We start from the raw sequence: 25,299 nt of genomic DNA on the forward strand, positions 1-25,299 counted from the left end.
GGATCTTTGCATGAACCAAGCCGTAGCCACCCAGAACTCCGTCACCAGCCTGACCGCGCTACAGGTGCCGCTGGCCGACCGCAGCCTGCTGTTGCCCAACGTGGCGGTCGCCGAGCTTATCCCCTATCGCGCACCCCAGGTCAGCGCCGGCATGCCGGCCTGGTTTCTCGGGCAGATCGCCTGGCGCGATCTGCGTCTGCCGTTGCTGTCGTTCGAGGCGGCCTCGGATGGCCAGGTGCAGATCGGCTCCGGCGCCCGGGTGGCGGTGATCAACGCCCTCGGCGGACGACCCAAGGTCAAGTTCATCGCCCTGCTGGTGCAGGGTATTCCGCACTCGGTCAAGGTCGACGCCGGTTTGCCGCGGGGCGATGCGCCGCTGGCGCCCCTGGAGTTGGAGGCCGTGGCGCTGGGCGAGGCGGTCCTGAAGATTCCCGATCTGGTCGCTCTGGAGCAGATGCTGGAGGATGCCGGGCTGATCTAGCCCAGCTCCTTCGACTCGATTCGGCGGGGCCGCCGGCGCCCCACCCATCCGGGCATGCGCGAGCCTTCTTCTGCTTCGAGGCCTTTCATGAGCCCACAAAAAAGCCCCGCGCTGTGCGGGGCTTTTTCTTTCAGGCGCCGTTAGCGGGCGCTTTCCGGACGGGCGTCGGGAGCGGCCGCGTCGCTGGTTTCAGCGGTGCTGGCGTCCTTCTTGCCGGTCCAGTAGTCGGCATTCTTGATACCGAGCTTCACCGGGTCGAACACGGGGTCCAGGCCCTGGGCCTTCTGTGCCTCGTAGTCCTTCAGGCAGGTATAGGCGATCTTGTGCATCAGGATGATGGCGCCGATGTTCAGCCAGGCCATCAGGCCTACGCCCAGGTCGCCCAGGTCCCAGGCCAGGGTCGCGCTGCGCACGGTGCCGTAGACGGTGGCGGCGATGATGCCGAACTTCAGCAGCAGGGTCAGCCAGGGGCGATTCACCTTGCGGTTGATGAAGGCGATGTTGGTTTCGGCGATGTAGTAGTAGGCCAGGATGGTGGTGAAGGCGAAGAAGAACAGGGCGATGGCGACGAAGGCGTTGCCGAAGCCCGGCATCATGTTCTCCATGGCGGTCTGCACGTAGCCCGGGCCCGCGGCGACGCCGGCGATACCGGTGAACAGCTCGCTACCGTCGGCGCCCTGCACGTTGTACTGGCCGGTGATCAGCAGCATGAAGGCGGTGGCGGAGCAGACGAACAGGGTGTCGATGTACACCGAGAAGCCCTGCACCAGGCCCTGCTTGGCCGGGTGGCTGACGGCCGCCGCCGAGGAGGCGTGCGGGCCGGTGCCCTGGCCGGCTTCGTTGGAGTACACGCCGCGCTTGACGCCCCACATGATGGCCATGCCGAGGATGGCGCCGAAACCGGCTTCCAGACCGAAGGCGCTCTTGAGGATCAGGGCGATCACGTCCGGCAGCTGGGAGATGTTCAGCAGGATGATGACCATCGCCACCAGGATGTAGCCCAGCGCCATGAAGGGCACCACCACCTGGGTGAAGTGGGCGATGCGCTTGACGCCGCCGAAGATGATCAGGCCGATCAATACGGCGAGGACCGCGGCGGTGGTGTTGGGGTCGACGCCGAAGGCGGTGTTGACGCTGGAGGCGATGGAGTTGGCCTGTACGCCCGGCAGCAGCAGGCCGCAGGCGATCACGGTGACCACCGCGAAGATCCAGGCGTACCACTTCATGCCCAGGCCCTTCTCGATGAAGAAGGCCGGGCCGCCGCGGTGTTCGCCGTTGATGCTTTCCTTGTACACCTGACCCAGGGTCGACTCGACGAAGGCCGAGCTGGCGCCGAGGAAGGCGACCATCCACATCCAGAACACCGCGCCCGGGCCGCCGAAGGTGATGGCGGTGGCCACGCCGGCGATGTTGCCGGTACCGACGCGCCCGGCGAGGGTCATGGTCAGGGCTTGGAAGGAGGTGATGCCGCGTTCATCGGTGCGCCCGGTGAACATCAGCTTGATCATTTCCTTGAAGTGGCGGATCTGCAGGAAGCGTCCGCGCAGGGAGAAGTAGAGACCGACGCCCAGGCACAGATAGATCAGTGCAGGGCTCCAGACCAGTCCGTTTAGAGTCGAGACCAGTTCGTTCATGTAGTGCTCCTTGGGGCTGAGGGCTTGCGGCGGCTTCCTTTTGGGAAGCCCCTGCCCCCGGCGAATTGTTATTGGAGGGCGGTCCGGCTCCAAGGGCCGGCCAGAGCAAGAGCGGCGCGCGGTGGTAGACCGAGGGTACGCTTTTGGCCTGCGGAGCATGCCAGAAGGGCGGGAGCTTGCCATTCACGCTAGTCACATCTTGTTACAGCGATGCGACACGTCGTGTGCCTGGACTAGAAGTCGCCCCACAGGTGCTGGACGACTGCAAGCGCCGCCACGGGAGCCGTCTCGGTACGCAGCACGCGCGGGCCGAGGCGGGCGGCGTAGAAGCCGGCGGCCTGTGCCTGGGAGACCTCGGCATCCGCCAGGCCGCCCTCCGGGCCGATCAGGAAGGCCAGGGACTCTGGCCGGGCGTGGCTGGCCAGCGGCTCGGCGACGGGATGCAGCACCAGCTTGAGCTGTGCCTCGACCCGTTGCAGCCACTCGCCCAGAGCAATGGGGGGGTGGATGACCGGCAGCACCGAGCGGCCGCACTGCTCGCTGGCGCTGATGGCCACCTGGCGCCAGTGTGCCAGGCGCTTGTCGGCGCGTTCGTCCTTCAGGCGCACCTCGCAGCGCTCCGAGACGATCGGGCTGATCTCGCTCGCGCCCAGCTCGGTGGCCTTCTGGATGGCCCAGTCCATGCGCTCGCCGCGCGACAGCCCCTGACCGAGGTGGATGCGCAGCGGCGACTCGGCCTGGCCGGCGAAGGTCTCGTGCAGCTCGACCCGCACGCCCTTCTTGCCGACTTCTATCAATGAGCCGAGGTACTCCTGGCCGCTGCCGTCGAACAGCTGCACCGTATCGCCGGCCGTGTGGCGCAGCACGCGGCCGATATAGTGGGCCTGGGTTTCCGGCAGCTGGTGCTGACCGAGGGACAGGGGAGCGTCGACGAAGAAGCGGGACAGGCGCATGGCAATGGTTACTGGTGGCGATTTCGAGGGCGCAAGCTTAAAGCCTGCGAGGGTCGGGGAGTAGGGTGGAGGGCGCTTCATCCCTCCACCGTGCGGACTCCGGGCGGACGAGCGGCGCGTCATCCGCCCCGGGTTTTCAGCCCGGATCGCGGAACTCGGTGCGGGCGCCGCGCGGCACCGCCACGCTGACCGCGTCGCGGGTGGCGATGTCGATGCCTTCGCTGGCCACCTCGGCGAGGAAGTCGATCTCGTCCTGCGTGATCACGTAGGGCGGCAGGAAGTACACCACGCTGCCCAAGGGGCGGAGCAGGGCACCGCGGCTCAGGGCGTGCTGGAACACCTTGAGGCCGCGGCGCTCCTGCCAGGGGTAGGCCGTCTTGCTCGCCTTGTCCTGAACCATCTCGACGGCCAGGGCCATGCCGGTCTGGCGCACCTCGGCGACATGGGGGTGATCGGCCAGGTGCGCGGTGGCGCTGGCCATGCGGGCAGAGAGCCGTTTGTTCGCCTCGATCACATCGTCCTGCTCGAAGATGTCCAGGGTCGCCAGGGCCGCCGCGCAGGCCAGGGGGTTGCCGGTGTAGCTGTGCGAATGGAGGAAGGCGCGCAGGGTCGAGTAGTCGTCGTAGAAGGCCTGGTAGACGGTGTCGGTGGTGAGGCACGCGGCCAGGGGCAGGTAGCCGCCGGTGAGGGCCTTGGACAGGCAGAGGAAGTCCGGACGGATGCCGGCCTGCTCGCAGGCGAACATCGTCCCGGTGCGGCCGAAGCCGACGGCGATTTCGTCGTGGATCAGGTGCACGCCGTAGCGGTCGCAGGCCTCGCGCAGCAGCTTGAGGTAGATCGGGTGATACATGCGCATGCCGCCGGCGCCCTGGATCAGCGGCTCGACTATCACCGCGGCGACCTCCCGGTGGTGCTCGGCGAGGCACTGCTCCATGTGGGCGAACATGGCCCTCGAGTGTTCCTCCCAGCCCATGCCCGCGGGGCGATGGAAGCAGTCCGGGCTGGGCACCTTGAGGGTGTCGAGCAGCAGCGCCTTGTAGGTGTCGGTGAACAGCGCCACGTCGCCGACCGACATGGCCGCCACGGTCTCGCCGTGGTAGCTGTTGCTCAGGGTGACGAAGCGCTTCTTCGCAGGCTGGCCGACGTTGAGCCAGTAGTGGAAGCTCATCTTCAGCGCCACCTCGATGCACGACGAGCCGTTGTCGGCGTAGAACACCCGGTCCAGGCCGGCGGGCGTCAGCTTGACCAGGCGCTCGGACAGCTCGACCACCGGCGCATGGCTGAAGCCGGCGAGGATCACGTGCTCCAGCTGGTCGACCTGGTCCTTGATGCGCTGGTTGATCCGCGGGTTGGCATGGCCGAATACGTTGACCCACCAGGAGCTGACCGCGTCGAGGTAGCGCTTGCCGTCGAAGTCTTCCAGCCACACCCCTTCGCCGCGCTTGATCGGCACCAGGGGCAGCTGCTCGTGGTCTTTCATCTGGGTGCAGGGGTGCCAGAGCACGGCCAGGTCGCGTTGCATCCAGTGGTCATTCAGGCTCATCGAAACGCTCTCCCAATCATCTGCGGCAAGCCTATCAGATGTCTCCGCGGCACAGGGCGCCGAGCCCCGGGGCGAGCCTGAGATGGCCGTTGATCCGCTCCGGGGCGCCGCGGGTCGTGCGGGAGGGAACTCGGGCGAGGGGCGCCCGACCAAGGACAGGTCGGGTGCGCGGAAAGCATCGTATTTCTCGATGTTTCAGAGCGAATTTTTTCGCTTTTCATCGATAGATTTGTTGTTAGTCTTGCCCGATATTATTCCGCGCACCCTCGGTGCCGGTCCTCTTTGCGGAGCTTTTCTCGATGCAGTGGCGCAATTCTGCCGATCGTTACGGCCTGGTCAGCATTTCCTTGCATTGGCTGGTGGCCGTGACCGTGTTCGGCCTGTTCGGCCTGGGGTACTGGATGGTCGGACTGGACTATTACAGTGCCTGGTACAAGACCGCGCCGGAACTGCACAAGAGCATCGGTCTGCTGCTGTTCGCGGTGATGCTCGGGCGCATGCTGTGGCGGCGGGTCAGTCCGCCACCGCAGAGCCTGCCGAGCCACGGCCGCTTGACCCGTCTGGGCAGCCGGCTTGGCCACGCCTTCCTCTATTTCGGGCTGTTCGTGCTGATGGTCTCCGGTTATCTGATCTCCACCGCCGAAGGGCGTGGCATCTCGGTGTTCGGCTTGTTCGAGGTGCCGGCGACCCTTACCGGGATTCCGCGCCAGGAGGATCTGGCCGGCCTGGTGCACGAATACCTGGCCTGGGCTCTGGTGATATTCGCCGCAGTCCACGCGCTGGCCGCGCTCAAGCACCACTTCATCGACCGCGACGCCACGCTCATGCGTATGTTCGGCGGCCGCTAGCTTCATGCAGTGAATAGCACACCCTCACAAGGAGACTCGTTATGTTGAAAAAGACCCTCGCCGCACTGGTCCTCGGCTCTGCCGTGCTCGGCGGCGGCCAGGCCCTGGCCGCCGATTATGTGATCGACACCGAGGGCCAGCACGCCTTCGTCAACTTCAAGATCAGCCACCTGGGTTACAGCTGGCTGTACGGCAGCTTCAAGGAGTTCGAAGGCGGCTTCAGCTACGACGAGAAGAACCCCGAGGCCAGCAAGGTCAAGGTCAGCCTGGACACCGCCAGCGTCGACACCAATCACGCCGAGCGTGACAAGCACATCCGCAGCGCCGACTTCCTCAACGTCGGCAAGCACCCGACCGCGACCTTCGAGTCCACCGGGGTGAAGAGCACCGGCGAGGGCGCGGCCGACATCAGCGGCAACCTGACGCTCAACGGTGTGACCAAGCCGGTGGTGATCGCCGCCACCTTCGTCGGCCAGGGCGACGACCCCTGGGGCGGCTACCGTGCCGGCTTCTCCGGTTCGACCAAGCTGAAGCTCAAGGACTTCGACATCGCCATGGACCTGGGCCCGGCTTCCGAGGAAGTCGAGCTGATCATCTCGGTGGAAGGCGTGCGCCAGTAGCCGTATAGCCGGATAGAAAAAGCCGACCCTGGGGTCGGCTTTTTCTTGGCTGTGATACGAACGACGCCGGCTGAGGCCGGCGTCGTTCGTGTCGGAGCGGCTTAGCTGTCGCGGTTGCGCGTCAGCAGGGCCGGCTTCTCGCCGCGTGGGCGGCTGTTCGCCAGTTCGTCGAGCTGCTCGGGTGTGGGGAAGCGCTCGCTGCGCGAGTTCTTGTGCACGATCACCGGCTGCTTGTCGCGTGCGCTCTTCACCACCGGCTCCTGGCGCGGCAGCTCGTCGCGGTTGAGGGCGATGCTGCTGTCGCGGGGCGGGCGAGCCCGGCCGTTGCCGTTGCGGCCCTGGCCGCCCTGGCGCTTGCCCTGCCCCTGGCTCTGGCCGCCGCCGTTGCGCGGTCCCTTGCCCTGGCCACGGGGTGCCTGGCCTGGTGTGCCGGCAGCCGCCGCGCCCGGACGGCGACCGCGATTCTGCTGTTTGTTCTGGTGCGGGCTGACGTAGTCGACCCGGTTGCCGAAGTTGTCGATCTCGTCGTCGCGGAACTCGTCCGGTGCGCGGTCGGGAGGTAAGGCAGGGATGGCCGCCGCGACCGGGCGCGCCGCGCGGGGCTGTTGCTGGCCGCGCGCCGGCTGCGACTTGGCCTTGCCGCCGTCCTTGCCCTTGTCCTTGCGCCCGCTGCCGTGGCGCTCGCCGCCGGCATTGGCGCCGCGGGGCGGGCGGGGCTTCTGCGGCTCGCGCACTTCCGGCCGCTCGGCCTCGACCTTGCTGGCGTCGAAGCCCATCAGGTCGCCGTCGGGGATCCTCTGCTTGGTCATCCGCTCGATGCTTTTCAGCAGCTTCTCTTCGTCCGGGGCGACCAGCGAGATCGCCTCGCCGCTGCGGCCGGCGCGGCCGGTACGGCCGATGCGGTGCACGTAGTCTTCCTCGACGTTGGGCAGCTCGAAGTTGACCACGTGGGGCAGTTGGTCGATGTCCAGGCCGCGGGCGGCGATGTCGGTGGCGACCAGGATGCGCACCTTGTTCGCCTTGAAGTCGGCCAGGGCCTTGGTGCGGGCGTTCTGGCTCTTGTTGCCGTGAATCGCCACGGCCGGCAGGCCATGCTTGTCGAGGTACTCGGCCAGGCGGTTGGCGCCGTGCTTGGTGCGGGTGAAGACCAGTACCTGTTCCCAGGCGCCGGCGGTGACCAGGTGGGCGAGCAGGGCGCGCTTGTGGCTGGCCTGCAGGCGGAACACGCGCTGCTCGATGCGCTCGACCGTGGTGTTCGGCGGCGTCACCTCGATGCGTTCGGGGTTGTGCAGCAGCTTGCCGGCCAGGTCGGTGATGTCCTTGGAGAAGGTCGCCGAGAACAGCAGGTTCTGGCGCTGCGCGGGCAGCTTGGCGAGGACCTTCTTCACATCATGGATGAAGCCCATGTCGAGCATGCGGTCGGCTTCGTCGAGGACCAGGATTTCCACGTGGGAGAGGTCGATGGCCTTCTGGTTGGCCAGGTCGAGCAGGCGGCCGGGGCAGGCCACCAGGACGTCGACGCCCTTGGCCAGGGCCTGCACCTGGGGGTTCATGCCGACGCCGCCGAAGATGCAGGCGCTGACGAATTTCAGATCGCGGGCGTAGGCCTTGAAGCTGTCATGGACCTGGGCGGCCAGTTCGCGGGTGGGGGTCAATACCAGCACGCGCGGCTGCTTGGGGCCGTGGCGGTGTTCGCGATCCGGGTGACCGTTGGGGAACAGTCGCTCGAGGATCGGCAGGGCAAAACCGCCTGTCTTACCTGTACCCGTCTGGGCCGCCACCATCAGGTCGCGACCTTGCAACACGGCGGGGATGGCCCGCTGTTGCACCGGAGTGGGCTGGGTGTAGCCGACGGATTCGACCGCACGGACTAAAGCCTCGGAGAGACCGAGGGAGGCAAAGGACATGTGCAATCCTGTCTAGTGAGGGCGAGGCCCTATGGGGTGTATTGCCTGGCTTGAATCGCGGCGTGAGGCGCGCAATCCCGTCCGGTACTGCTGGCCACTGGGGGCGAGCATCCGGGCGCAAGCCTGGCGGGGAGGCCCGAGTATAACAGAACAGGCGCGTTGTGGGAGGCTGCGAACCGCCCGGTGGTATGGCCTTCTCGCGAGGCCGCGAAATGTGCGATGGCTGCACGGTTCGTGCGCCCGGTTGGGAGGCGATTGGGCGTGTCGCGTGCAAAGTTGCGCCGCGTCGGAGATCATGCGCTCAGCAATCGCCGCGGACCGGCGGGCCCTTTTCGCGCCTGCTGCGCGTGCGTCTGGCCTCATCCGGAAAAATGGGGCGAAGAACCACCCGTATCCAGCCCTGCGCCATGGAGCGATGCCGCGCTCCAGGTCGGCGCAGGGCTATAACTCGATTGAGCGATCGGGCCCGCATGGCCGGGTCGGCCTCGTCATGATGGAGCGCCTGAATGGCCAAGAGAAATACCACCAATGCTTCGGTGTCGCCCAAGGGCAGCCTGGAGACCCTGTCCCAGCGTGAAGTGCAGCAGCTGCGGGAGACCGGCTGCGGCAGCGTCTACGCGCTGTTTCGCCAGTGCGCCCTGGCGATCCTCAATACCGGTTCGAGCAGCGACAACGCCAAGACCATTCTGGAGGCCTACCCGGACTTCGAGGTGCGCATTCACCAGCAGGACCGCGGCATTCGCCTGGAGCTGTTGAACGCACCGGCCGATGCCTTCGTCGATGGCGAGATGATCGCCAGCACCCGGGAGATGCTGTTCAGCGCCCTGCGCGACATCGTCTACACCCAGAGCGAGCTGGAGAACAAGCGGGTCGACTTCGAGAGCTCCCAGGGCATCACCGACTATGTCTTCCACCTGCTGCGCAACGCGCGCACCCTGCGGGCCGGCGTGGAGCCGAAGATCGTGGTGTGCTGGGGCGGCCACTCGATCAATCGCGAGGAGTACAAGTACACCAAGATCGTCGGCCACGAGCTGGGTCTGCGCGGCCTCGACGTCTGCACCGGTTGCGGCCCCGGGGTGATGAAGGGGCCGATGAAGGGCGCCACCATCGCTCATGCCAAGCAGCGCAACGTCACCGGCCGCTACCTGGGCCTGACCGAGCCGGGCATCATCGCCGCCGAGGCGCCCAACCCGATCGTCAACGAGCTGGTGATCCTGCCGGATATCGAGAAGCGCCTGGAGGCCTTCGTGCGGGTGGGCCACGGCATCATCATCTTCCCCGGCGGCGCGGGCACCGCCGAGGAGTTCCTGTATTTCCTCGGCATCCTGATGCACCCGGACAACAAGGATCTGCCCTTCCCGCTGATCCTCACCGGGCCGCGCAGCGCCGAACCCTACCTGCGGCAGCTGCACGAGTTCATCGGTGCCACCCTGGGCGAGGAGGCGCAGCAGCGTTATCAGATCATCGTCGAGGACCCGGCTCGGGTGGCCCGGGAGATGGCCCGGGGCATCAAGGCGGTCACCCAGTTCCGCCGCGAGCGCAACGACGCCTTCCACTTCAACTGGCTGCTGAAGATCGACGAGAGCTTCCAGCGCCCGTTCGAGCCCACCCACGAGAACATGGCCGGCCTCAAGCTGACCCGCGACCAGCCGGTGCATGAACTGGCGGCGCAGCTGCGTCGGGCGTTCTCGGGCATAGTCGCCGGCAATGTGAAGGTCCAGGGCATTCGCCTGATCGAACAGTACGGGCCCTATCAGATCGCCGGCGACCAGAGCATCATGCGCCCGCTGGATCGCCTGCTGCAGGCCTTCGTCGACCAGCAGCGCATGAAGTTGCCGGGCGGCAGCGCCTATGTGCCGAGCTACAAGGTGGTGGCGTAGGGGGCGGCCGGGGCTTCAAGGACTCCGCACTTCGACGGGCGTGGCGTGAGCCCCGTGGAGCGGCGCGTAACGGGCGAGCAGGGCGGCATAGGCCGGCTCGGCCTTGAAGCGCCGCAGCTCCTCGGCGAAGCGCTCGGCAAACGCCTCCAGACCGGCATCGCGGCGCAGGCCCAGGTACAGACGGTCACGGCTGACCACTCGGGGGCTGTGCCCGATCGCTTCGCCCGGCTTCATCTGGTCCAGCAGGAAGTGCCCGGCGCGGTGGTCGTTGATCACCAGGTCCACGCGGTTGCGCATCAGCTTGCCGAAGTTGGCCGCATGGTTGGGGGCGGGCTCACGGCGGAAGCGTGCGGATTCGCGAAATTCGCGATTGGCATACCAGTAGCCGGCGGATACGCCGACCTTCAGTCCGTCGAGGTCGCTCAGGCGGCGGTAGTGGTGGGGGCGTGCGGTGTTGTGGAACAGGACGAACTCGATCTCCGACAGCGGCTCGTCGGGAAACAGCATGGTGGCCTGCCGAGCGCCGGTCTGGAAGACATCGAAGATGCCGTCCACCCGGCCCTGGCCGAAGGCTGCCAGGCAGCGCTTCCAGGGCATCAGCTGCCAGTGGGCTTCGACTCCCATGCGCTGCAGGACGATGGCGGCCGCCTCGTAGTCCTGGCCGCGCAGCTGCCCATTTTCCTCGTAGATATAGGGCGGCCAGGCTTCGCTGACGATGCGCAGCGGCTGGCCCTGGGCGGTCAGGCTCAGGCCCGCGAGCAGCAAGGTGATGAGGAGTCGTTGGCATGCCGTCATCGCGCCAGAATACGCGGCTGACACGGTCGTGCAAAATGAGCCGAGAAAGCCGCTCGGCGGACGCGGGCCGCGCCTGGAAACCGGGCGTTGCCCGGCCTCCATGCGTCAGCTGGACTCAGCCCGATAGCTTGAGGTTGTTCCAGATCGCCAGGCTGGGGCCCGCCAGGTTCATGGTGTAGAAGTGCAGCCCGGGTGCGCCGCCTTGCAGCAGGCGCTCGCACATCTCGCTGACCACCTGCTCGCCATAGGCGCGGATGCTGTCGCTGTCGTCGCCGTAGGCCTCCAGCTGCTTGCGCACCCAGCGTGGAATCTCCGCGCCGCAGGCATCGGAGAAGCGCGCCAGCTTGCTGTAGTTGGTGATCGGCATGATGCCGGGCACCACCGGGATGTCCACGCCCAGCTTGCGTACCCGCTCGACGAAGTAGAAGTAGCTGTCGACGTTGAAGAAGTACTGGGTGATGGCGCTGCTGGCGCCGGCCTTGGCCTTGCGCACGAAGTTGGCGATATCGGCCTCGAAGTTGCGCGCCTGGGGATGCATCTCCGGGTAGGCGGCGATCTCGATATGGAAGTGGTCGCCGGTTTCCTCGCGGATGAAGCCGACCAGCTCGTTGGCATAGCGCAGCTCGCCGCTGGCCAGGCCCATGCCGGACGGCAGGTCGCCGCGCAGGGCGACGATGCGCTCGATCCCGGCATCCTTGTACAGGGTCAGCAGTTCGCGCAGTTCGGCCTTGCTGTCGCCGACGCAGGACAGGTGCGGCGCGGTGGCGACCTTTACCTCCTCGTTCAGCTGCAGCACCGTATGCACGGTGCGGTCGCGGGTCGAGCCGCCGGCGCCGTAGGTGCAGGAGAAGAAATCAGGCTTGTAGACGGCCAGCTGGCGCGCGGTGTCCAGCAGTTTTTCATGCCCGGCTTCGGTCTTCGCGGGGAAGAACTCGAAGCTGAAGCTGCGTTCTTGGCTCATAGAAATTTCCAGGCGTGAGGCTGATGAGGCAGGGCGCCCCGAGCGGCCCGGGGGCAGCGCGGGGCGCCTGCGGCCGGGGCTTAGTAGCGGTAGCTGTCCGGCTTGAACGGGCCTTCCACGGCCACGCCGATGTACTCGGCCTGCTTCGGCGTCAGCTGGGTGACCACGCCACCGAAGCCCTTGACCATTTCCAGGGCCACTTCCTCGTCCAGTTTCTTCGGCAGCACTTCCACGCACAGGCGTTCGGCCTTCTGCGCGGCCGGCAGGTCGGCGAACTTCTGGCCGAACAGGAAGATCTGCGCCAGCACCTGGTTGGCGAAGGAGCCGTCCATGATCCGGCTCGGGTGGCCGGTGGCGTTGCCCAGGTTGACCAGGCGGCCTTCGGCCAGGAGGATCAGGTAGTCGTCGTTGAGCGGGTCGAGGTCCAGGCCGGTGCGGTGAACCTTGTGCACCTGCGGCTTGACCTCTTCCCAGGCCCAGTTGGCGCGCATGAAGGCGGTGTCGATCTCGTTGTCGAAGTGGCCGATGTTGCACACCACTGCGCGCTTCTTCAGGGCCTTGAGCATGCCGGCGTCGCAGACGTTGACGTTGCCGGTGGTGGTGACGATCAGGTCGATCTTGCCCAGCAGCTCGGCGTCGACGCTGGCCTCGGTGCCGTCGTTGAGGCCGTTCTTGTAGGGCGAAACCAGCTCGAAGCCGTCCATGCAGGCCTGCATGGCGCAGATCGGGTCGACTTCGCTGACCTTGACGATCATGCCTTCCTGGCGCAGCGACTGGGCCGAGCCCTTGCCCACGTCGCCGTAGCCGATCACCAGGGCCTGCTTGCCCGACAGCAGGTGGTCGGTGCCGCGCTTGATGGCGTCGTTGAGGCTGTGACGGCAGCCGTACTTGTTGTCGTTCTTGCTCTTGGTCACCGAGTCGTTGACGTTGATCGCCGGGACTTTCAGGGTGCCGGCCTTGAGCATGTCGAGCAGGCGGTGCACGCCGGTGGTGGTTTCCTCGGTGATGCCGTGGATCTTCTCCAGCATCGCCGGGTATTTCTTGTGCAGGATCTCGGTCAGGTCGCCGCCGTCGTCCAGGATCATGTTGGCGTCCCAGGGCTGGCCGTCCTTGAGGATGGTCTGCTCGATGCACCACTCGTACTCGGCCTCGGTCTCGCCCTTCCAGGCGAACACCGGGATGCCGGCGGCGGCGATGGCGGCGGCGGCCTGGTCCTGGGTGGAGAAGATGTTGCAGCTCGACCAGCGCACCTCGGCGCCCAGGGCGATCAGGGTCTCGATCAGCACGCCGGTCTGGATGGTCATGTGGATGCAGCCGAGGATCTTCGCGCCCTTGAGCGGCTGCTCGGCGGCGTACTTGCGGCGCAGGCCCATCAGCGCCGGCATCTCGGACTCGGCGATGATCAGTTCGCGACGACCCCAGGCGGCCAGGGAAATATCGGCGACCTTGTAGTCGGTAAAACCGGCAGGCGTCAGTACAGCGCTCATAACTGAGTTCTCCATTCGTTGTCTGCGAATGGGCGCCGTTGATGCGTATGGATAACGCCCCATCCGAGCCTGACAAATCCTCAGCGAATGAGGCTTGCTGCAGCGCCCCTCGGACGGGTGGCGGGCACGACCGGAGCGGTGCCGGTCGCGTGAAACCTGCGGATTATAGCCAGGCTCGCGGCGAAGCCCAAGGCTTTCCGTCGCCGCCGGGCCGACATCTGCGACAAAACACCGCGCTTGGCCGGGGCGCCGCGAGTGGGGATACTGTGGCCCGCCTTCGTCGCCGAATCCGTGGTCCATGAAATTGAAAATCGCCTTACCCATCCTGCTCGCCAGCCTGGCCCTCGTCGCTTGCGGCGAGGTCGATCCGAACTCGCCCCTGGGCCAGCGCCAGACCATCTTCAAGCAGATGCTCAAGACCAGCGAAGACCTCGGCGGCATGCTGCGCGGGCGCCTCGCCTTCGACGAGCAGCGCTTCATCGAGGGCGCCGCCGAGCTGGACCGGCTGGCCCACGCGCCCTGGCAGCACTTCCCCCAGGTGCGGGAGGAGGACGGCACCCAGGCCAAGGACGAGGTATGGCAGCGCCAGGCGCGCTTCCAGCAGCTGGCCCGCGAACTGGAAGGCGCCACCGCCGCGCTGGTTGCCGCCACCACCGCCAAGCCGCTGCGCGAGCGCGAACTGGCGCCGGCCATGCAGCGCGTCGAGGATAGCTGCGAGGCCTGTCATCAGGAGTTTCGCGCGTTCTGAGCGATCGGCCCAGCTTGCTGTGAGCAACGAAAAAGCCCCGCGGATGCGGGGCTTTTTCGTGGTGCCGGGAGGCGCTTACAGGCCGGCGGCGGCGCGCAGTTCGGCGGCCTTGTCGGTCTTCTCCCAGGTGAAGGCGGTGAAGCTGTCGTCGCCGTAGCTCATCTCGAACGGCTCGCGGCCGAAGTGGCCGTAGGCCGCGGTCGGCTGGTACATCGGGTGCAGCAGGTCGAGCATCTTGGTGATGGCGTAGGGGCGCAGGTCGAAGACCTCGCGCACCAGCTTGATGATGGTGTCGTCGCTGACCTTGTTGGTGCCGAAGGTGTTGATCGAGATGGAGGTCGGCTGGGCCACGCCGATGGCGTAGGACACCTGGATCTCGCAGCGCTCGGCCAGGCCCGCGGCGACGATGTTCTTGGCCACGTAGCGGCCGGCGTAGGCGGCGCTGCGGTCGACCTTGGACGGGTCCTTGCCGGAGAAGGCGCCGCCGCCGTGGCGGGCCATGCCGCCGTAGGAGTCGACGATGATCTTGCGCCCGGTCAGGCCGCAGTCGCCCACCGGGCCGCCGATGATGAACTGGCCGGTGGGGTTGATGTGGAACTGGGTGTCCTTGTGCAGCAGCTCGGCCGGCAGCACGTGCTTGACGATCAGCTCCATCACGCCTTCGCGCAGGTCGTTGTAGCTGACGTCCGGGTTGTGCTGGGTGGACAGCACCACGGCGTCGATGCCGGTGACCTTGCCGTTCTCGTAGCGGCAGGTGACCTGGCTCTTGGCGTCCGGGCGCAGCCAGGGCAGCAGGCCGGACTTGCGCGCCTCGGCCTGGCGCTCGACCAGGCGGTGGCTGAAGCAGATCGGCGCGGGCATCAGCACGTCGGTCTCGTTGCTGGCGTAGCCGAACATCAGGCCCTGGTCGCCGGCGCCCTGGTCTTCCGGCTTGGCCCGGTCGACGCCCTGGTTGATGTCCGGGGACTGCTTGCCGATGATGTTGATGATGCCGCAGGTGGCGCCGTCGAAGCCGACGTCGGAGCTGTCGTAGCCGATGTCGATGATCACCTTGCGCACCAGTTCCTCCAGGTCGACCCAGGCGCTGGTGGTGACTTCGCCGGCGATGATCGCCACGCCGGTCTTGACCAGGGTCTCGCAGGCCACGCGGGCATACTTGTCCTGGGCGATGATGGCATCGAGCACTGCGTCGGAGATCTGGTCGGCGATCTTGTCCGGATGGCCTTCGGACACGGACTCGGAGGTAAACAGGGAGTAGTCGCTCATCTATCGGTCTTCCTAAATTAATTACCGGTGGGTGAGGGTGGCCCGTGGGCCGGTGTGTTCATCCGGCTTGGCGAAATGCCGCACCTGAATCTGGAAACCATTGCGCAGGCCCACGTACTGGCTATCGCCGGGCGTGAGCCCCGCGGCGCTGGCCCAGCGGGCCAGGTCGTCCTGTTCGAAGCCCAGCCAGAGATCGCCGCAGGCCTGCCTGGCCCAACTCTGGTCGTGGCTGCACAACTCGCTGATCAGCAGGCTGCCGCCGTGGTTTACCCGCCGCGCCAGCTGCTTGAGCGCCTCGGCCGGGGCGGCGAAATGGTGCAGGACCATGTTCAGCACCAGGCAATCGGCGCCCGGGTAGTCGTCGTTCAGCGCATCGGCCAGGCGCAGCTCGACATTGCCCAGCCCGTGCTTCTCGCAGCGCTGGCGCGCCAGCTCGAGCATCGCCGCGCTGTTGTCCAGGGCGGTGACCCGGGCGAAGCGCCGCGCCAGCTCGGGCAGGAAGCCGCCGTCGCCGGGGCCGATCTCCAGGGCCGTGGCGTCGCTCGCCAGGTCCAGGGCGTCGAGCAGCGCCAGCACGCTGTCGCGGTACTGCGGCAGGCCGGCGATCAGGTCCTGCTGGGCCTGGAAGCTGGCCGCCGTGCGGGCGAAGAAGTCGCGGCTGGTGGCCGCCCGCTGGGCATGCACCGCGGCGATGCGCGCCTGCACCTCGCCCGGCAGCAGCAGCCCGTCGGCCTCGTTGAGCAGGGCGGCATGCAGGGTGCCGCCGAGGGCGTCGCCCTGGGCCAGGGCGCGGCGATAGAAGACCGCGTTGCCCTCGCGGCGGGTGGCCACCAGGCCGGCCTGGGCCAGCACCTTGAGGTGGTGGCTCATGCCCGACTGGCCGATGGCGAAGATCTGCGCCAGCTCCAGCACGCCGAACGAGTCGTTGGCCAGGGCGCGCAGCACGTTCAGGCGCAGCGGGTCGCCGCCGGCCTTGCACAGGGCGGCCAGTTCGTCGGCGGGCTCGAAGCTCAGCTGGGGGACGCGCATGTTCATGGGGCGCGAAGTCTAGTCGGTCATTTTTCATCCAGCAACAGCCATATCAAAAAGTTTTGATATTGCTGTTGTGGCGCGATTGGCCCCGCGCAGGTCGCAGCCAGGCCGAGAAAACCGCGAGCCGCGACCATCTGTCATTGCCCCGCGGCGCCCGGCTGGGCGAAAATGGCCGCCTTTTTCGCCCTTTCATCAAGAAGCAGCCCCCGTAGGAGATTAGCGATGCCCAGCCGTCGTGAGCGTGCCAATGCCATTCGTGCCCTGAGCATGGATGCCGTGCAGAAAGCCAACAGCGGCCACCCCGGTGCCCCGATGGGCATGGCGGATATCGCCGAGGTGCTGTGGCGCGACTACCTCAAGCACAACCCGAGCAACCCCGCGTTCGCCGACCGCGACCGCTTCGTGCTGTCCAACGGCCACGGCTCGATGCTGATCTATTCGCTGCTGCACCTGACCGGCTACGACCTGGGGATCGAAGACCTCAAGCAGTTCCGCCAGATGGGCAGCCGCACCCCGGGCCATCCGGAATACGGCTACACCCCGGGCGTGGAGACCACCACCGGCCCCCTCGGCCAGGGCCTGGCCAACGCCGTGGGCCTGGCCATCGCCGAGAAGGTCCTGGCCGCGCAGTTCAACCGCGAGGGCCACAGCATCGTCGACCACCACACCTACGTGTTCCTCGGCGACGGCTGCATGATGGAGGGCATCAGCCATGAGGTCTGCTCCCTGGCCGGCACCCTGGGCCTGGGCAAGCTGATCGCCTTCTACGACGACAACGGCATCTCCATCGACGGCGAGGTCGAGGGCTGGTTCACCGACGACACGCCGAACCGCTTCGAGGCCTACGGCTGGCAGGTGATCCGCAACGTCGACGGCCACGACGCCGAAGAGATCAAGATGGCCATCGACACCGCGCGCAAGAGCGCGCAGCCGACCCTGATCTGCTGCAAGACCACCATCGGCTTCGGCTCGCCGAACAAGCAGGGCAAGGAAGACTGCCACGGCGCGCCGCTGGGCGTCGACGAGATCGCCCTGACCCGCGCCACCCTGGGCTGGGAGCACGGCCCCTTCGAGATCCCCGCGCAGATCTACGCCGAGTGGGACGCCAAGCAGGCCGGCGCCGCCGTCGAGGCCGAGTGGAACGAGCGCCTCAAAGCCTATGCCGCCGCCTATCCCGAACTGGCCGCCGAGTTCCAGCGGCGCATCAAGGGCGAACTGCCGGCCGATTTCGCCGAGCAGGCCGCCGCCTATATCCAGGAGGTCGCCGCCAAGGGCGAGACCATCGCCAGCCGCAAGGCCAGCCAGAACGCGCTGAACGCCTTTGGCCCGTTGCTGCCGGAGTTCCTCGGCGGCTCGGCCGACCTGGCCGGCTCCAACCTGACCCTGTGGAAGGGCTGCCAGGGGGTCTCGGCCGAGGACGCTTCGGGCAACTACATGTTCTACGGCGTGCGCGAGTTCGGCATGAGCGCGATCATGAACGGCATCGCCCTGCACGGTGGCTTCATTCCCTACGGCGCGACCTTCCTGGTGTTCATGGAATACGCCTGCAATGCCGTGCGCATGGCCGCGCTGATGAAGCAGCGCGTGCTGTTCGTCTACACCCACGACTCCATCGGCCTGGGCGAGGACGGCCCGACCCACCAGCCGATCGAGCAGCTGGCCAGCCTGCGCTGCACGCCGAACCTCAACACCTGGCGGCCGTGCGACGCGGTGGAGTCGGCGGTGGCCTGGAAGTGCGCCATCGAGCGCCACGACGGCCCCAGCGCACTGATCTTCAGTCGGCAGAACCTGGCGCACCAGAGCCGCGACGCCGCCCAGCTGGGCGACATCGCCCGCGGCGGCTACGTGCTCAAGGACTGCGCCGGCGAGCCGGAGCTGATCCTCATCGCCACCGGCTCGGAAGTGGGCCTGGCGGTGCAGGCCTTCGAGGCGCTGAGCGAGCAGGGCCGCAAGGTGCGCGTGGTGTCGATGCCGTCGACCAGCGTGTTCGACCAGCAGGACGCCGGCTACAAGCAGGCCGTGCTGCCGCTGCAGGTCGGTGCGCGGATCGCCATCGAGGCCGCCCACGCCGACTTCTGGTACAAGTACGTCGGCCTCGAGGGCCGGGTGATCGGCATGACCAGCTTCGGCGAATCGGCGCCGGCGGCGGCGCTGTTCGAGCACTTCGGCTTCACCCTGGAGAACGTCCTGGAAACCGCCGCCGAGCTGCTGGACGCCTGATGCCGTGTCGTGGTGGATGGCTTCGGCCATCCACCCTACATGGCTCCCCCCATGCGTAGGGTGGAAAGCCCGCGAAGCGGCTTTCCACCTGCCGGACCGATGAAGAGTGCCGCCATGCCCAACCGTCCCTACCGCATCGCCCTCAACGGCTACGGCCGCATCGGCCGCTGCGTGCTGCGCGCCCTGCACGAGCGCGGGAGCGACGCGGGCCTGGAGATCGTCGCGCTGAACGACCTGGCCGACCAGGCCAGCCTGGAATACCTGACCCGCTTCGACTCCACCCATGGCCGTTTCCCCGGCGAAGTGCGGGTCGAGGGCGATTGCCTGCACATCAACGGCGACTGCGTGAAGGTGCTGCGCGAGGAGGCGCCGGAAGGCATTGACTGGGCGGCGCTGGACATCGACCTGCTGCTGGAATGTTCCGGCCAGTACACCACCCGCGCCGACGGCGAGCGCTTCCTGGCCGCCGGTGCACCGCGGGTGCTGTTCTCCCAGCCGATGGCCGGTGAGGCGGACATCGACGCCACCATCGTCTACGGGGTCAATCAGCAGCGCCTGAGCGGCGCCGAGCGCCTGGTGTCCAATGCCAGCTGCACCACCAACTGCGGGGTGCCGCTGCTCAAGCTGCTCAACGACGCCGTGGGCCTGGAGTACGTGTCCATCACCACCATCCACTCGGCGATGAACGACCAGCCGGTGATCGATGCCTACCACCACGAGGACCTGCGCCGCACGCGCTCGGCTTTCCAGTCGGTGATTCCGGTCTCCACCGGCCTGGCCAAGGGCATCGAGCGCCTGTTGCCGGAGCTGGCCGGGCGCATCCAGGCCAAGGCCATCCGCGTGCCGACGGTCAACGTCTCCTGCCTGGACATCACCCTGCAGACCGCCCGCGACACCTCGGCTTGCGAGATCAACCAGGTGTTGCGTCAGGCTGCGGAAGGCGGGCCGCTCAAGGGCCTGATCGCCTACACCGAGCTGCCCCATGCCAGCTGCGACTTCAACCACGACCCCCATTCGGCGGTGGTCGATGGCAGCCAGACCCGGGTCTCCGGCCCGCGCCTGGTCAACCTGCTGGCCTGGTTCGACAACGAATGGGGCTTCGCCAACCGTATGCTCGATGTAGCCGAACACTTTCTTGCTGTATCCACCGCACAACCAGCCCCCGTGAAGGACTGAATATATGACCGTTCTGAAGATGACCGACCTCGACCTCGCCGGTAAGCGCGTGCTGATCCGCGAAGACCTCAACGTGCCGGTGAAAGACGGCGTGGTGACGAGCGACGCGCGCATCCTCGCGGCCCTGCCGACCCTCAAGCTGGCCCTGGAGAAGGGCGCGGCGGTGCTGGTCTGCTCGCACCTGGGGCGTCCGGAAGAGGGCGTGTTCAGCGCGGCCGACAGCCTGGCGCCGGTGGCTGACTACCTGTCCAAGGCCCTGGGCCGCGACGTGCCGCTGGTCAGGGACTACCTCGGCGGCGTCGCGGTGCAGCCCGGCGAGTTGGTGCTGCTGGAGAACGTGCGTTTCAACCCGGGCGAGAAGAAGAACGCCGACGCGCTGGCCCAGCAGTACGCCGCCCTGTGCGACGTGTTCGTCATGGACGCCTTCGGCACCGCCCACCGCGCCCAGGGCTCGACCCACGGCGTGGCCAAGTTCGCCGAAGTGGCCTGCGCCGGCCCGCTGCTGGCCGCCGAGCTGGACGCCCTGGGCAAGGCCCTGGGCAATCCGGCCCAGCCCATGGCGGCGATCGTCGCCGGCTCCAAGGTCTCCACCAAGCTGGACGTGCTCAACAGCCTCAGCCAGGTCTGCGACCAGCTGATCGTCGGTGGCGGCATCGCCAACACCTTCCTCGCTGCCGCCGGCCTGCCGGTCGGCAAGTCGCTGTACGAGGCCGACCTGGTGGAGACCGCCCGCGCCATCGCCGCCAAGGTCAGCGTGCCGCTGCCGGTGGACGTGGTGGTGGCCAAGGCCTTCGCCGAAGACGCCGAGGCGACCGTCAAAGCGGTGGCCGAGGTGGCCGAGGACGACATGATCCTCGACATCGGCCCGCAGACTGCCGCGCAGTTCGCCGAACTGCTCAAGGCCAGCCAGACCATCCTGTGGAACGGCCCGGTCGGAGTCTTCGAGTTCGACCAGTTCGGCAACGGCACCCGCGTGCTGGCCGAAGCCATCGCCGAGAGCCCGGCCTTCTCCATCGCCGGCGGCGGCGACACCCTGGCGGCCATCGACAAGTACGGCGTGGCCGAGCGCATCGGCTACATCTCCACCGGCGGCGGCGCCTTCCTCGAGTTCGTCGAGGGCAAGGTGCTGCCGGCCGTGGCCGTGCTGGAGCAGCGCGCCCGGGGCTGAGGCGGATTCGCCGCGGACCGGGAGCCGACCCCCGGTCCCATGAGACTTGAACAGTGCCTGCCCCTGGGGCAGGCTTGCACCGATTAACGACCCCCACCGGGAGAAAGAACACCATGGCACTCATCAGCATGCGCCAGATGCTCGACCACGCCGCCGAATTCGGCTACGGCGTGCCGGCCTTCAACGTCAACAACCTCGAGCAGATGCGCGCCATCATGGAAGCGGCCGACCGGACCGACTCGCCGGTGATCGTCCAGGCCTCGGCCGGCGCCCGCAAGTACGCCGGCGCGCCCTTCCTGCGCCACCTGATCCTCGCCGCCATCGAGGAGTTCCCGCATATCCCGGTGTGCATGCACCAGGACCACGGCACCAGCCCGGCGGTGTGCCAGCGCTCGATCCAGCTGGGCTTCAGCTCGGTGATGATGGACGGCTCGCTCAAGGAAGACGGCAAGACCCCGGCCGACTACGACTACAACGTGCGCGTGACCCAGGAGACCGTGGCCATGGCCCATGCCTGCGGCGTCTCGGTGGAAGGCGAGCTGGGTTGCCTGGGCAGCCTGGAAACCGGCCAGGCCGGCGAGGAAGACGGCATCGGCGCCGAGGGCACCCTGGACCACAGCCAGATGCTCACCGACCCGGAAGAGGCCGCCGACTTCGTCAAGCGCACCCAGGTCGATGCCCTGGCGATTGCCATCGGCACCAGCCACGGCGCCTACAAGTTCACCAAGCCGCCGACCGGCGACATTCTCGCCATCGACCGCATCAAGGCGATCCATGCGCGCATCCCCGACACTCACCTGGTGATGCACGGCTCGAGCAGCGTGCCGCAGGAGTGGCTGGCGGTGATCAACGAGTTCGGCGGCGACATCAAGGAAACCTACGGCGTGCCGGTCGAGGAGATCGTCGAAGGCATCAAGCACGGCGTGCGCAAGGTCAACATCGACACCGACCTGCGCCTGGCCTCCACCGGCGCCATGCGCCGCTTCATGGCCCAGCACCCGAGCGAGTTCGACCCGCGCAAGTTCTTCGCCAAGACCGTCGAGGCCATGCGCGACATCTGTATCGCCCGCTACGAGGCCTTCGGCACCGCCGGCAACGCCTCCAAGATCAAGCCGATGTCCCTGGACGCCATGTACCTGCGCTACGCCAAGGGCGAGTTGGCCGCCAAGGTCAACTAAGCCTGAGGTCGAAAAAAAGCCCGCTCTAGAGCGGGCTTTTTTGTTGCGCTTGCAGGTGAAGCCGCAGGGTTACTTGATCCAGTGCTTGCCCCAGTGGGTGATGTCGTAGGCCGCGGACTTCTGGGCGCTGAAGGCGCGGGTGCTCGGCTTCTGCTGGGCTGCGGCGATTTCGTCGTCGATGATCTTGGTCGACAGCGACAGCCAGCTGGTGGCGAAGGCGGCGGCATCGCCGTTGATCTCCAGTGCCTGCCGGTCGATGTTGAGGACGTTGTCGCAGGCCTGGTGGTAGCAGGGATCGAAGGCGACCCCGGCGTCGCCGCCGTACTTCGCCGCCTGTTCCTCGCTCTTCAGCACTTCGGCGCCGGTGAACAGGCCGCCGAAGGCGATGCCGTCGAGGAAGAACTGCGCATAGTCGGAGCGGAAGCTGATCTCGTCGCCTTCCGAAGGCAGGGCGCGCAGGCGGTAGTAGGTCTCGAACAGCTTCTCCACCGCCGCCGAGCCGGGCGGGCCTTCGAGGCCGAAGTCCGAGCCGTCGCCGTCGTAGATGAAGTAGGCGAAGTTCGGCGAGGCGATCATGTCGAAGTTCAGGTAGACCTTGACCTTGGCCTTCTCTTCGGCGCTGAGGGTCTGCACGTAGTGGGTCGAGCCGACCAGGCCGGACTCCTCGGCGCCCCACCAGGCGAAGCGTACCTTGTTGCGCGGCCGGGCCTTGCGCATCTGCAGGGCCATTTCCAGCACGGCGGCACTGCCCGAGCCGTTGTCCTGAATGCCGCCGCCTTCGAACACCGAGTCGAGGTGGGCGCCGACCATCACCACGTTGTCCGGGTTGCCCCGACGGGTCTCGGCGATGATGTTGAAGGTCTCGGTCTTCTCGCGCACCACGTCGACCAGCAGGCGCAGTTGCAGGCCGGCGGTGGTCGCCCAGGCCGCCCCCAGGTCATAGGTGGCGAACAGCACCGGAATGCCGCCTTCGTAACCATCGCCCAGGGTCGCGTTGAGCAGGCCCTTACGGTCCTCGCTGTTGCCCTGGTTGAAGATGATCGCACCGACGGCACCGGCCGCCGCGGCGTTCTCCGCCTTCTGCTCGAAGCTACAGGCGCCGCGCTGAATCAGGGCGATGGCGCCGGCGGGGAAGCCAGCGAAGTCCTCGGCCTCGCAGCCACTGGTGGAGGCGTTGTCCGGGCCCAGGGCCAGGTCTACCGGGGCGACGCTGGCAGTGAGGTTGCCGGCTTCGGTCTGCGACAGGTAGGTGAAGTCCTTCTCCCACTCATAACTGGTCGGCGTGGGCGCCACTATGGCCAGCTCGCCCGGGCCCTGGGGGTAGAACGCGGTGAAGGGGAAGGGCTGCAGGGTGACCTGGTAACCGGCCTGCTCCAGGGTCTGTTTCACGTAGTCCACCGAGGCCTGGTAGCCCGGCAGGCCCGCGGCGCGGGTGCCGCCGTTGGCCGCGGCGATGTCCTGCAGCATCTGCAGGTGATACAGGGTCTTGCTGGCCTGCATGCAGCGGGGCAGCCCCAGGGGGCTGTTGTTCAGCAGCAACGAGTTGCAGCCGGCCGAGGTCGGGCGGGCCGGGCTCCAGAATTCGTTGAGCAGGTCGCTGGGCGACGGCGGGGCGGCCTGCAGGCCGGTGGAAAGCGCGAGGGCAAGCGCCCCGCCGAGAAAACGCCAGTGGGTAACTGTTTTGTTCATGGTTCCTCCAATCCTTAGGGAGAGCGCGTTGCCAGGTCGGCTTGTGGCCCCTGGCGACTGGTCCTTAACTGCATCGATCCGGACGCGAGTCTGAAGCGTAGTCGGGGGTTTGCGGAATGTGGAGCGCACGTACCATCTCTGTGAATTGCGGCACTCTTTAGCGAGGTTGCTTGGCCGAAAGAGCCGTTGTCAGTGGGGGGCGGCCGGGACTCGGCGACCGGCGGTAGGCGTGCCGCCGGGGTGTGCGGCATACTCCGCGGCCCCGACTCTTGCTCGTGAGTGACCAGGCTGCGGCCATGACGCCACTGAAATATCTCCAGGGTTATCCCGCCCATCTGCTCGACCAGGTGCACCGGCTGATCGCCGAGCGGCGCCTGGGCGACTACCTGGGCCGGCGTTATGGCGGCCGGCATGAGGTGCAGAGCGACAAGGCGCTGTATGCCTACGCCATGGCCCTCAAGCAGGAACATCTGCGCAAGGCGCCGCCGTTGGACAAGGTGCTGTACGACAATCGCCTGGACCTGACCCACCGTGCCCTGGGCCTGCACACCGCGGTCTCGCGGGTGCAGGGCGGCAAGCTCAAGGCGAAGAAGGAGATCCGCGTCGCTTCGTTGTTCAAGGAAGCGGCTCCGGAGTTTCTGCAGATGATCGTGGTGCACGAGCTGGCGCACCTGAGGGAGAGCGAGCACAACAAGGCCTTCTACCAGTTGTGCGAGCACATGCTGCCCGGGTACCGGCAGCTGGAGTTCGACCTGCGCCTGTACCTGACCTGGCGCGAGCTGTCCTCGGCTTAGTCGGGGTTAGCCGCGCAGCATCAGGTTGAGCTGGTCGACCACCTCGGCCCAATCGGCGTCCTCGAGGATTTCCTCGCGCAGGAAGCTCGCCTGGGCCGGGCTCCAGAACGGCGCGTCGGCCAGCTTGCAGGTCGGCGCCAGGGGCGAATGGGTGCGGACGAAGCGCTCGATGCTGGCCTGCTCGGCGGGCAGGCCGAGCTGTTTGAACAGGGCCGGGAGACTGTGGATGGGGGGTTCCATGATGGGTTCCTCTGCTCGGTGAACAGGGCGCTGAAACGGCGCCGGCCGGCGCGCGGCGCTGCCTCTATCAGCCTAGCGCAGATACGGGGCGATCGGCTCAGAGGGCCCGCAGCACCTCGAAGTGCTGCAGGCCGCCGGCCACCCGGACCTCCACCTCGTCGCCCACGTCGCTGCCGAGCAGGCGCTGGCCCAGGGGCGCCCGCGGGCTGATCACCAGCACCTCCTGGTCCTGCCACTGCAGCTTCAGGCCGGCGCTGTCCGGGCCGAGCAGCAGGCATTGCACCCTGTCCTGGGCATCGGCCAGCCACACCAGGGTGCCGAGCCCGATGCCCTGTCCCGCCTCGTAGGGGCGCGGCGTAAGCCGTTGCCAGGCGCTCAGGGCCTGGCGAATTTCCTCCACCCGCCGTGCCTGCCCGGCCGCCAGGTAGGCGGCTTCCAGGCCGAGGGTGTCGTACTTGTTCTCGGCGATGTTCTCTTCGTGGGTGGCCGCCTCGTGGGCGCTCAGCGCCGCCCGTTCGGCCGAGGCCAGGTCGGCCTGGAGGCGCTCGAGGAGCAGCTGCTGCAGCTGGGCTTTGTTCAAGGTCGGCTCGCCAAGTAGAGGGGGGGGGCAATTATCGGCGATCGGCCGCGGCCTTTGCACCAAGGTCTAGTGTCGCCCCGGCGCCCCTGGCGGCATGCT

General features: G+C 67.2%; 22 protein-coding genes and 1 riboswitch. Of the genes, 10 read left to right on the top strand and 12 right to left on the bottom strand.

Annotated features, from left to right (window positions below):
* The first annotated feature begins 10 nt into the window (after positions 1 to 10).
* Positions 11 to 481, top strand: coding sequence for a chemotaxis protein CheW (locus ACSX1C_RS17365; RefSeq protein WP_318644005.1), 471 nt, complete (start codon positions 11 to 13; stop codon positions 479 to 481).
* A gap of 140 nt (positions 482 to 621) precedes the next feature.
* Here ACSX1C_RS17365 and ACSX1C_RS17370 read toward each other — a convergent pair whose 3' ends face one another.
* The 3 genes from ACSX1C_RS17370 to ACSX1C_RS17380 all read right to left on the bottom strand — a co-directional run bounded on the left by ACSX1C_RS17370 (position 622) and on the right by ACSX1C_RS17380 (position 4,611).
* Positions 622 to 2,115: an alanine/glycine:cation symporter family protein gene (locus ACSX1C_RS17370; protein WP_439887182.1), complete on the bottom strand. Its 1,494-nt coding sequence runs from the start codon at positions 2,113 to 2,115 to the stop codon at positions 622 to 624.
* Between the two features lie 233 nt (positions 2,116 to 2,348).
* A complete protein-coding gene (locus tag ACSX1C_RS17375) occupies positions 2,349 to 3,068 on the bottom strand; it encodes a 16S rRNA (uracil(1498)-N(3))-methyltransferase (protein WP_439887183.1) in 720 nt (239 codons plus the stop codon).
* A gap of 136 nt (positions 3,069 to 3,204) precedes the next feature.
* A complete protein-coding gene (locus ACSX1C_RS17380; RefSeq protein ID WP_439887184.1) occupies positions 3,205 to 4,611 on the bottom strand; it encodes an adenosylmethionine--8-amino-7-oxononanoate transaminase in 1,407 nt (468 codons plus the stop codon).
* A gap of 299 nt (positions 4,612 to 4,910) precedes the next feature.
* On the opposite strand from ACSX1C_RS17380, the gene ACSX1C_RS17385 reads away from it, so the two are divergent.
* Positions 4,911 to 5,459 carry a cytochrome b gene (locus ACSX1C_RS17385; RefSeq protein ID WP_318644001.1) on the top strand — a complete coding sequence of 183 codons (549 nt, stop codon included), beginning with the start codon at positions 4,911 to 4,913 and terminating at the stop codon, positions 5,457 to 5,459.
* A gap of 41 nt (positions 5,460 to 5,500) precedes the next feature.
* On the top strand, positions 5,501 to 6,079 hold the full coding sequence (locus ACSX1C_RS17390; protein WP_439887185.1) for a YceI family protein: 579 nt from the start codon (positions 5,501 to 5,503) through the stop codon (positions 6,077 to 6,079).
* Positions 6,080 to 6,180: 101 nt separating this feature from the next.
* On the opposite strand, the gene ACSX1C_RS17395 is transcribed toward ACSX1C_RS17390, so the two are convergent.
* Complete coding sequence (locus tag ACSX1C_RS17395; protein WP_439887186.1) at positions 6,181 to 7,986, bottom strand: DEAD/DEAH box helicase; 1,806 nt, start codon at positions 7,984 to 7,986, stop codon at positions 6,181 to 6,183.
* Between the two features lie 506 nt (positions 7,987 to 8,492).
* Between ACSX1C_RS17395 and ppnN the strand changes: the two genes are divergently transcribed.
* Complete coding sequence (gene ppnN / locus ACSX1C_RS17400) at positions 8,493 to 9,866, top strand: nucleotide 5'-monophosphate nucleosidase PpnN (RefSeq protein WP_439887187.1); 1,374 nt, start codon at positions 8,493 to 8,495, stop codon at positions 9,864 to 9,866.
* 15 nt (positions 9,867 to 9,881) lie between these two features.
* Here the strand turns inward: ppnN and ACSX1C_RS17405 are convergent, their stop codons facing one another.
* The 3 genes from ACSX1C_RS17405 to ahcY all read right to left on the bottom strand — a co-directional run bounded on the left by ACSX1C_RS17405 (position 9,882) and on the right by ahcY (position 13,109).
* On the bottom strand, positions 9,882 to 10,631 hold the full coding sequence (locus ACSX1C_RS17405; protein WP_439887188.1) for a substrate-binding periplasmic protein: 750 nt from the start codon (positions 10,629 to 10,631) through the stop codon (positions 9,882 to 9,884).
* A 145-nt stretch (positions 10,632 to 10,776) separates the two neighbouring features.
* Entirely contained in the window at positions 10,777 to 11,622 is an 846-nt protein-coding gene (gene metF / locus ACSX1C_RS17410; protein WP_439887189.1) for a methylenetetrahydrofolate reductase [NAD(P)H], read from the bottom strand.
* An 80-nt stretch (positions 11,623 to 11,702) separates the two neighbouring features.
* Positions 11,703 to 13,109, bottom strand: a complete 1,407-nt coding sequence (ahcY, locus tag ACSX1C_RS17415; protein WP_439887190.1) for an adenosylhomocysteinase — start codon at positions 13,107 to 13,109, stop codon at positions 11,703 to 11,705.
* Between the two features lie 23 nt (positions 13,110 to 13,132).
* A riboswitch (S-adenosyl-L-homocysteine riboswitch) is annotated at positions 13,133 to 13,226 on the bottom strand.
* A 181-nt stretch (positions 13,227 to 13,407) separates the two neighbouring features.
* Between ahcY and ACSX1C_RS17420 the strand changes: the two genes are divergently transcribed.
* Positions 13,408 to 13,857: a c-type cytochrome gene (locus ACSX1C_RS17420; RefSeq protein ID WP_439887191.1), complete on the top strand. Its 450-nt coding sequence runs from the start codon at positions 13,408 to 13,410 to the stop codon at positions 13,855 to 13,857.
* A 75-nt stretch (positions 13,858 to 13,932) separates the two neighbouring features.
* Here ACSX1C_RS17420 and metK read toward each other — a convergent pair whose 3' ends face one another.
* Both metK and ACSX1C_RS17430 read right to left on the bottom strand, forming a co-directional pair.
* Positions 13,933 to 15,123: a methionine adenosyltransferase gene (gene metK / locus ACSX1C_RS17425; RefSeq protein ID WP_439887192.1), complete on the bottom strand. Its 1,191-nt coding sequence runs from the start codon at positions 15,121 to 15,123 to the stop codon at positions 13,933 to 13,935.
* A 21-nt stretch (positions 15,124 to 15,144) separates the two neighbouring features.
* Complete coding sequence (locus ACSX1C_RS17430; RefSeq protein WP_439887193.1) at positions 15,145 to 16,158, bottom strand: ArsR/SmtB family transcription factor; 1,014 nt, start codon at positions 16,156 to 16,158, stop codon at positions 15,145 to 15,147.
* A 219-nt stretch (positions 16,159 to 16,377) separates the two neighbouring features.
* Here ACSX1C_RS17430 and tkt point away from each other — a divergent pair, with 219 nt between their 5' ends.
* The 4 genes from tkt (at position 16,378) to fba (ending at position 21,897) form a co-directional block, all read left to right on the top strand.
* Entirely contained in the window at positions 16,378 to 18,375 is a 1,998-nt protein-coding gene (gene tkt, locus ACSX1C_RS17435; RefSeq protein WP_439887194.1) for a transketolase, read from the top strand.
* Between the two features lie 114 nt (positions 18,376 to 18,489).
* Entirely contained in the window at positions 18,490 to 19,551 is a 1,062-nt protein-coding gene (gene epd, locus ACSX1C_RS17440; RefSeq protein ID WP_439887195.1) for an erythrose-4-phosphate dehydrogenase, read from the top strand.
* Between the two features lie 4 nt (positions 19,552 to 19,555).
* Positions 19,556 to 20,719 carry a phosphoglycerate kinase gene (locus ACSX1C_RS17445; RefSeq protein ID WP_439887196.1) on the top strand — a complete coding sequence of 388 codons (1,164 nt, stop codon included), beginning with the start codon at positions 19,556 to 19,558 and terminating at the stop codon, positions 20,717 to 20,719.
* A 113-nt stretch (positions 20,720 to 20,832) separates the two neighbouring features.
* The gene (gene fba, locus ACSX1C_RS17450; protein WP_213641677.1) at positions 20,833 to 21,897 is read left to right on the top strand and encodes a class II fructose-bisphosphate aldolase; all 1,065 of its coding nucleotides are present in this window, start codon (positions 20,833 to 20,835) and stop codon (positions 21,895 to 21,897) included.
* 69 nt (positions 21,898 to 21,966) lie between these two features.
* Here fba and ACSX1C_RS17455 read toward each other — a convergent pair whose 3' ends face one another.
* On the bottom strand, positions 21,967 to 23,586 hold the full coding sequence (locus tag ACSX1C_RS17455) for a M28 family metallopeptidase (RefSeq protein ID WP_439887197.1): 1,620 nt from the start codon (positions 23,584 to 23,586) through the stop codon (positions 21,967 to 21,969).
* A gap of 296 nt (positions 23,587 to 23,882) precedes the next feature.
* Between ACSX1C_RS17455 and ACSX1C_RS17460 the strand changes: the two genes are divergently transcribed.
* A complete protein-coding gene (locus ACSX1C_RS17460; protein WP_439887198.1) occupies positions 23,883 to 24,380 on the top strand; it encodes a YgjP-like metallopeptidase domain-containing protein in 498 nt (165 codons plus the stop codon).
* A 6-nt stretch (positions 24,381 to 24,386) separates the two neighbouring features.
* Here ACSX1C_RS17460 and ACSX1C_RS17465 read toward each other — a convergent pair whose 3' ends face one another.
* Together ACSX1C_RS17465 and ACSX1C_RS17470 are read right to left on the bottom strand one after the other, a co-directional pair.
* On the bottom strand, positions 24,387 to 24,620 hold the full coding sequence (locus ACSX1C_RS17465; protein ID WP_439887199.1) for a DUF2789 domain-containing protein: 234 nt from the start codon (positions 24,618 to 24,620) through the stop codon (positions 24,387 to 24,389).
* Positions 24,621 to 24,717: 97 nt separating this feature from the next.
* Positions 24,718 to 25,200, bottom strand: a complete 483-nt coding sequence (locus ACSX1C_RS17470) for a GreA/GreB family elongation factor (protein ID WP_439887200.1) — start codon at positions 25,198 to 25,200, stop codon at positions 24,718 to 24,720.
* Positions 25,201 to 25,299 lie beyond the last annotated feature (99 nt).

Origin of the sequence: Pseudomonas sp. MBLB4123, from assembly GCF_051904775.1 — a bacterium.
GTDB lineage: Bacteria > Pseudomonadota > Gammaproteobacteria > Pseudomonadales > Pseudomonadaceae > Aquipseudomonas > Aquipseudomonas benzenivorans_B.

Coding starts and splice junctions, on each gene's coding strand:
- ACSX1C_RS17365 (WP_318644005.1), top strand. CDS start 11: ATGAACCAAGCCGTAGCCACCCAGAACTCCGTCACCAGCCTGACCGCG.
- ACSX1C_RS17370 (WP_439887182.1), bottom strand. CDS start 2,115: ATGAACGAACTGGTCTCGACTCTAAACGGACTGGTCTGGAGCCCTGCA.
- ACSX1C_RS17375 (WP_439887183.1), bottom strand. CDS start 3,068: ATGCGCCTGTCCCGCTTCTTCGTCGACGCTCCCCTGTCCCTCGGTCAG.
- ACSX1C_RS17380 (WP_439887184.1), bottom strand. CDS start 4,611: ATGAGCCTGAATGACCACTGGATGCAACGCGACCTGGCCGTGCTCTGG.
- ACSX1C_RS17385 (WP_318644001.1), top strand. CDS start 4,911: ATGCAGTGGCGCAATTCTGCCGATCGTTACGGCCTGGTCAGCATTTCC.
- ACSX1C_RS17390 (WP_439887185.1), top strand. CDS start 5,501: ATGTTGAAAAAGACCCTCGCCGCACTGGTCCTCGGCTCTGCCGTGCTC.
- ACSX1C_RS17395 (WP_439887186.1), bottom strand. CDS start 7,986: ATGTCCTTTGCCTCCCTCGGTCTCTCCGAGGCTTTAGTCCGTGCGGTC.
- ppnN (WP_439887187.1), top strand. CDS start 8,493: ATGGCCAAGAGAAATACCACCAATGCTTCGGTGTCGCCCAAGGGCAGC.
- metF (WP_439887189.1), bottom strand. CDS start 11,622: ATGAGCCAAGAACGCAGCTTCAGCTTCGAGTTCTTCCCCGCGAAGACC.
- ahcY (WP_439887190.1), bottom strand. CDS start 13,109: ATGAGCGCTGTACTGACGCCTGCCGGTTTTACCGACTACAAGGTCGCC.
- ACSX1C_RS17420 (WP_439887191.1), top strand. CDS start 13,408: ATGAAATTGAAAATCGCCTTACCCATCCTGCTCGCCAGCCTGGCCCTC.
- metK (WP_439887192.1), bottom strand. CDS start 15,123: ATGAGCGACTACTCCCTGTTTACCTCCGAGTCCGTGTCCGAAGGCCAT.
- ACSX1C_RS17430 (WP_439887193.1), bottom strand. CDS start 16,158: ATGAACATGCGCGTCCCCCAGCTGAGCTTCGAGCCCGCCGACGAACTG.
- tkt (WP_439887194.1), top strand. CDS start 16,378: ATGCCCAGCCGTCGTGAGCGTGCCAATGCCATTCGTGCCCTGAGCATG.
- epd (WP_439887195.1), top strand. CDS start 18,490: ATGCCCAACCGTCCCTACCGCATCGCCCTCAACGGCTACGGCCGCATC.
- ACSX1C_RS17445 (WP_439887196.1), top strand. CDS start 19,556: ATGACCGTTCTGAAGATGACCGACCTCGACCTCGCCGGTAAGCGCGTG.
- fba (WP_213641677.1), top strand. CDS start 20,833: ATGGCACTCATCAGCATGCGCCAGATGCTCGACCACGCCGCCGAATTC.
- ACSX1C_RS17455 (WP_439887197.1), bottom strand. CDS start 23,586: ATGAACAAAACAGTTACCCACTGGCGTTTTCTCGGCGGGGCGCTTGCC.
- ACSX1C_RS17460 (WP_439887198.1), top strand. CDS start 23,883: ATGACGCCACTGAAATATCTCCAGGGTTATCCCGCCCATCTGCTCGAC.
- ACSX1C_RS17465 (WP_439887199.1), bottom strand. CDS start 24,620: ATGGAACCCCCCATCCACAGTCTCCCGGCCCTGTTCAAACAGCTCGGC.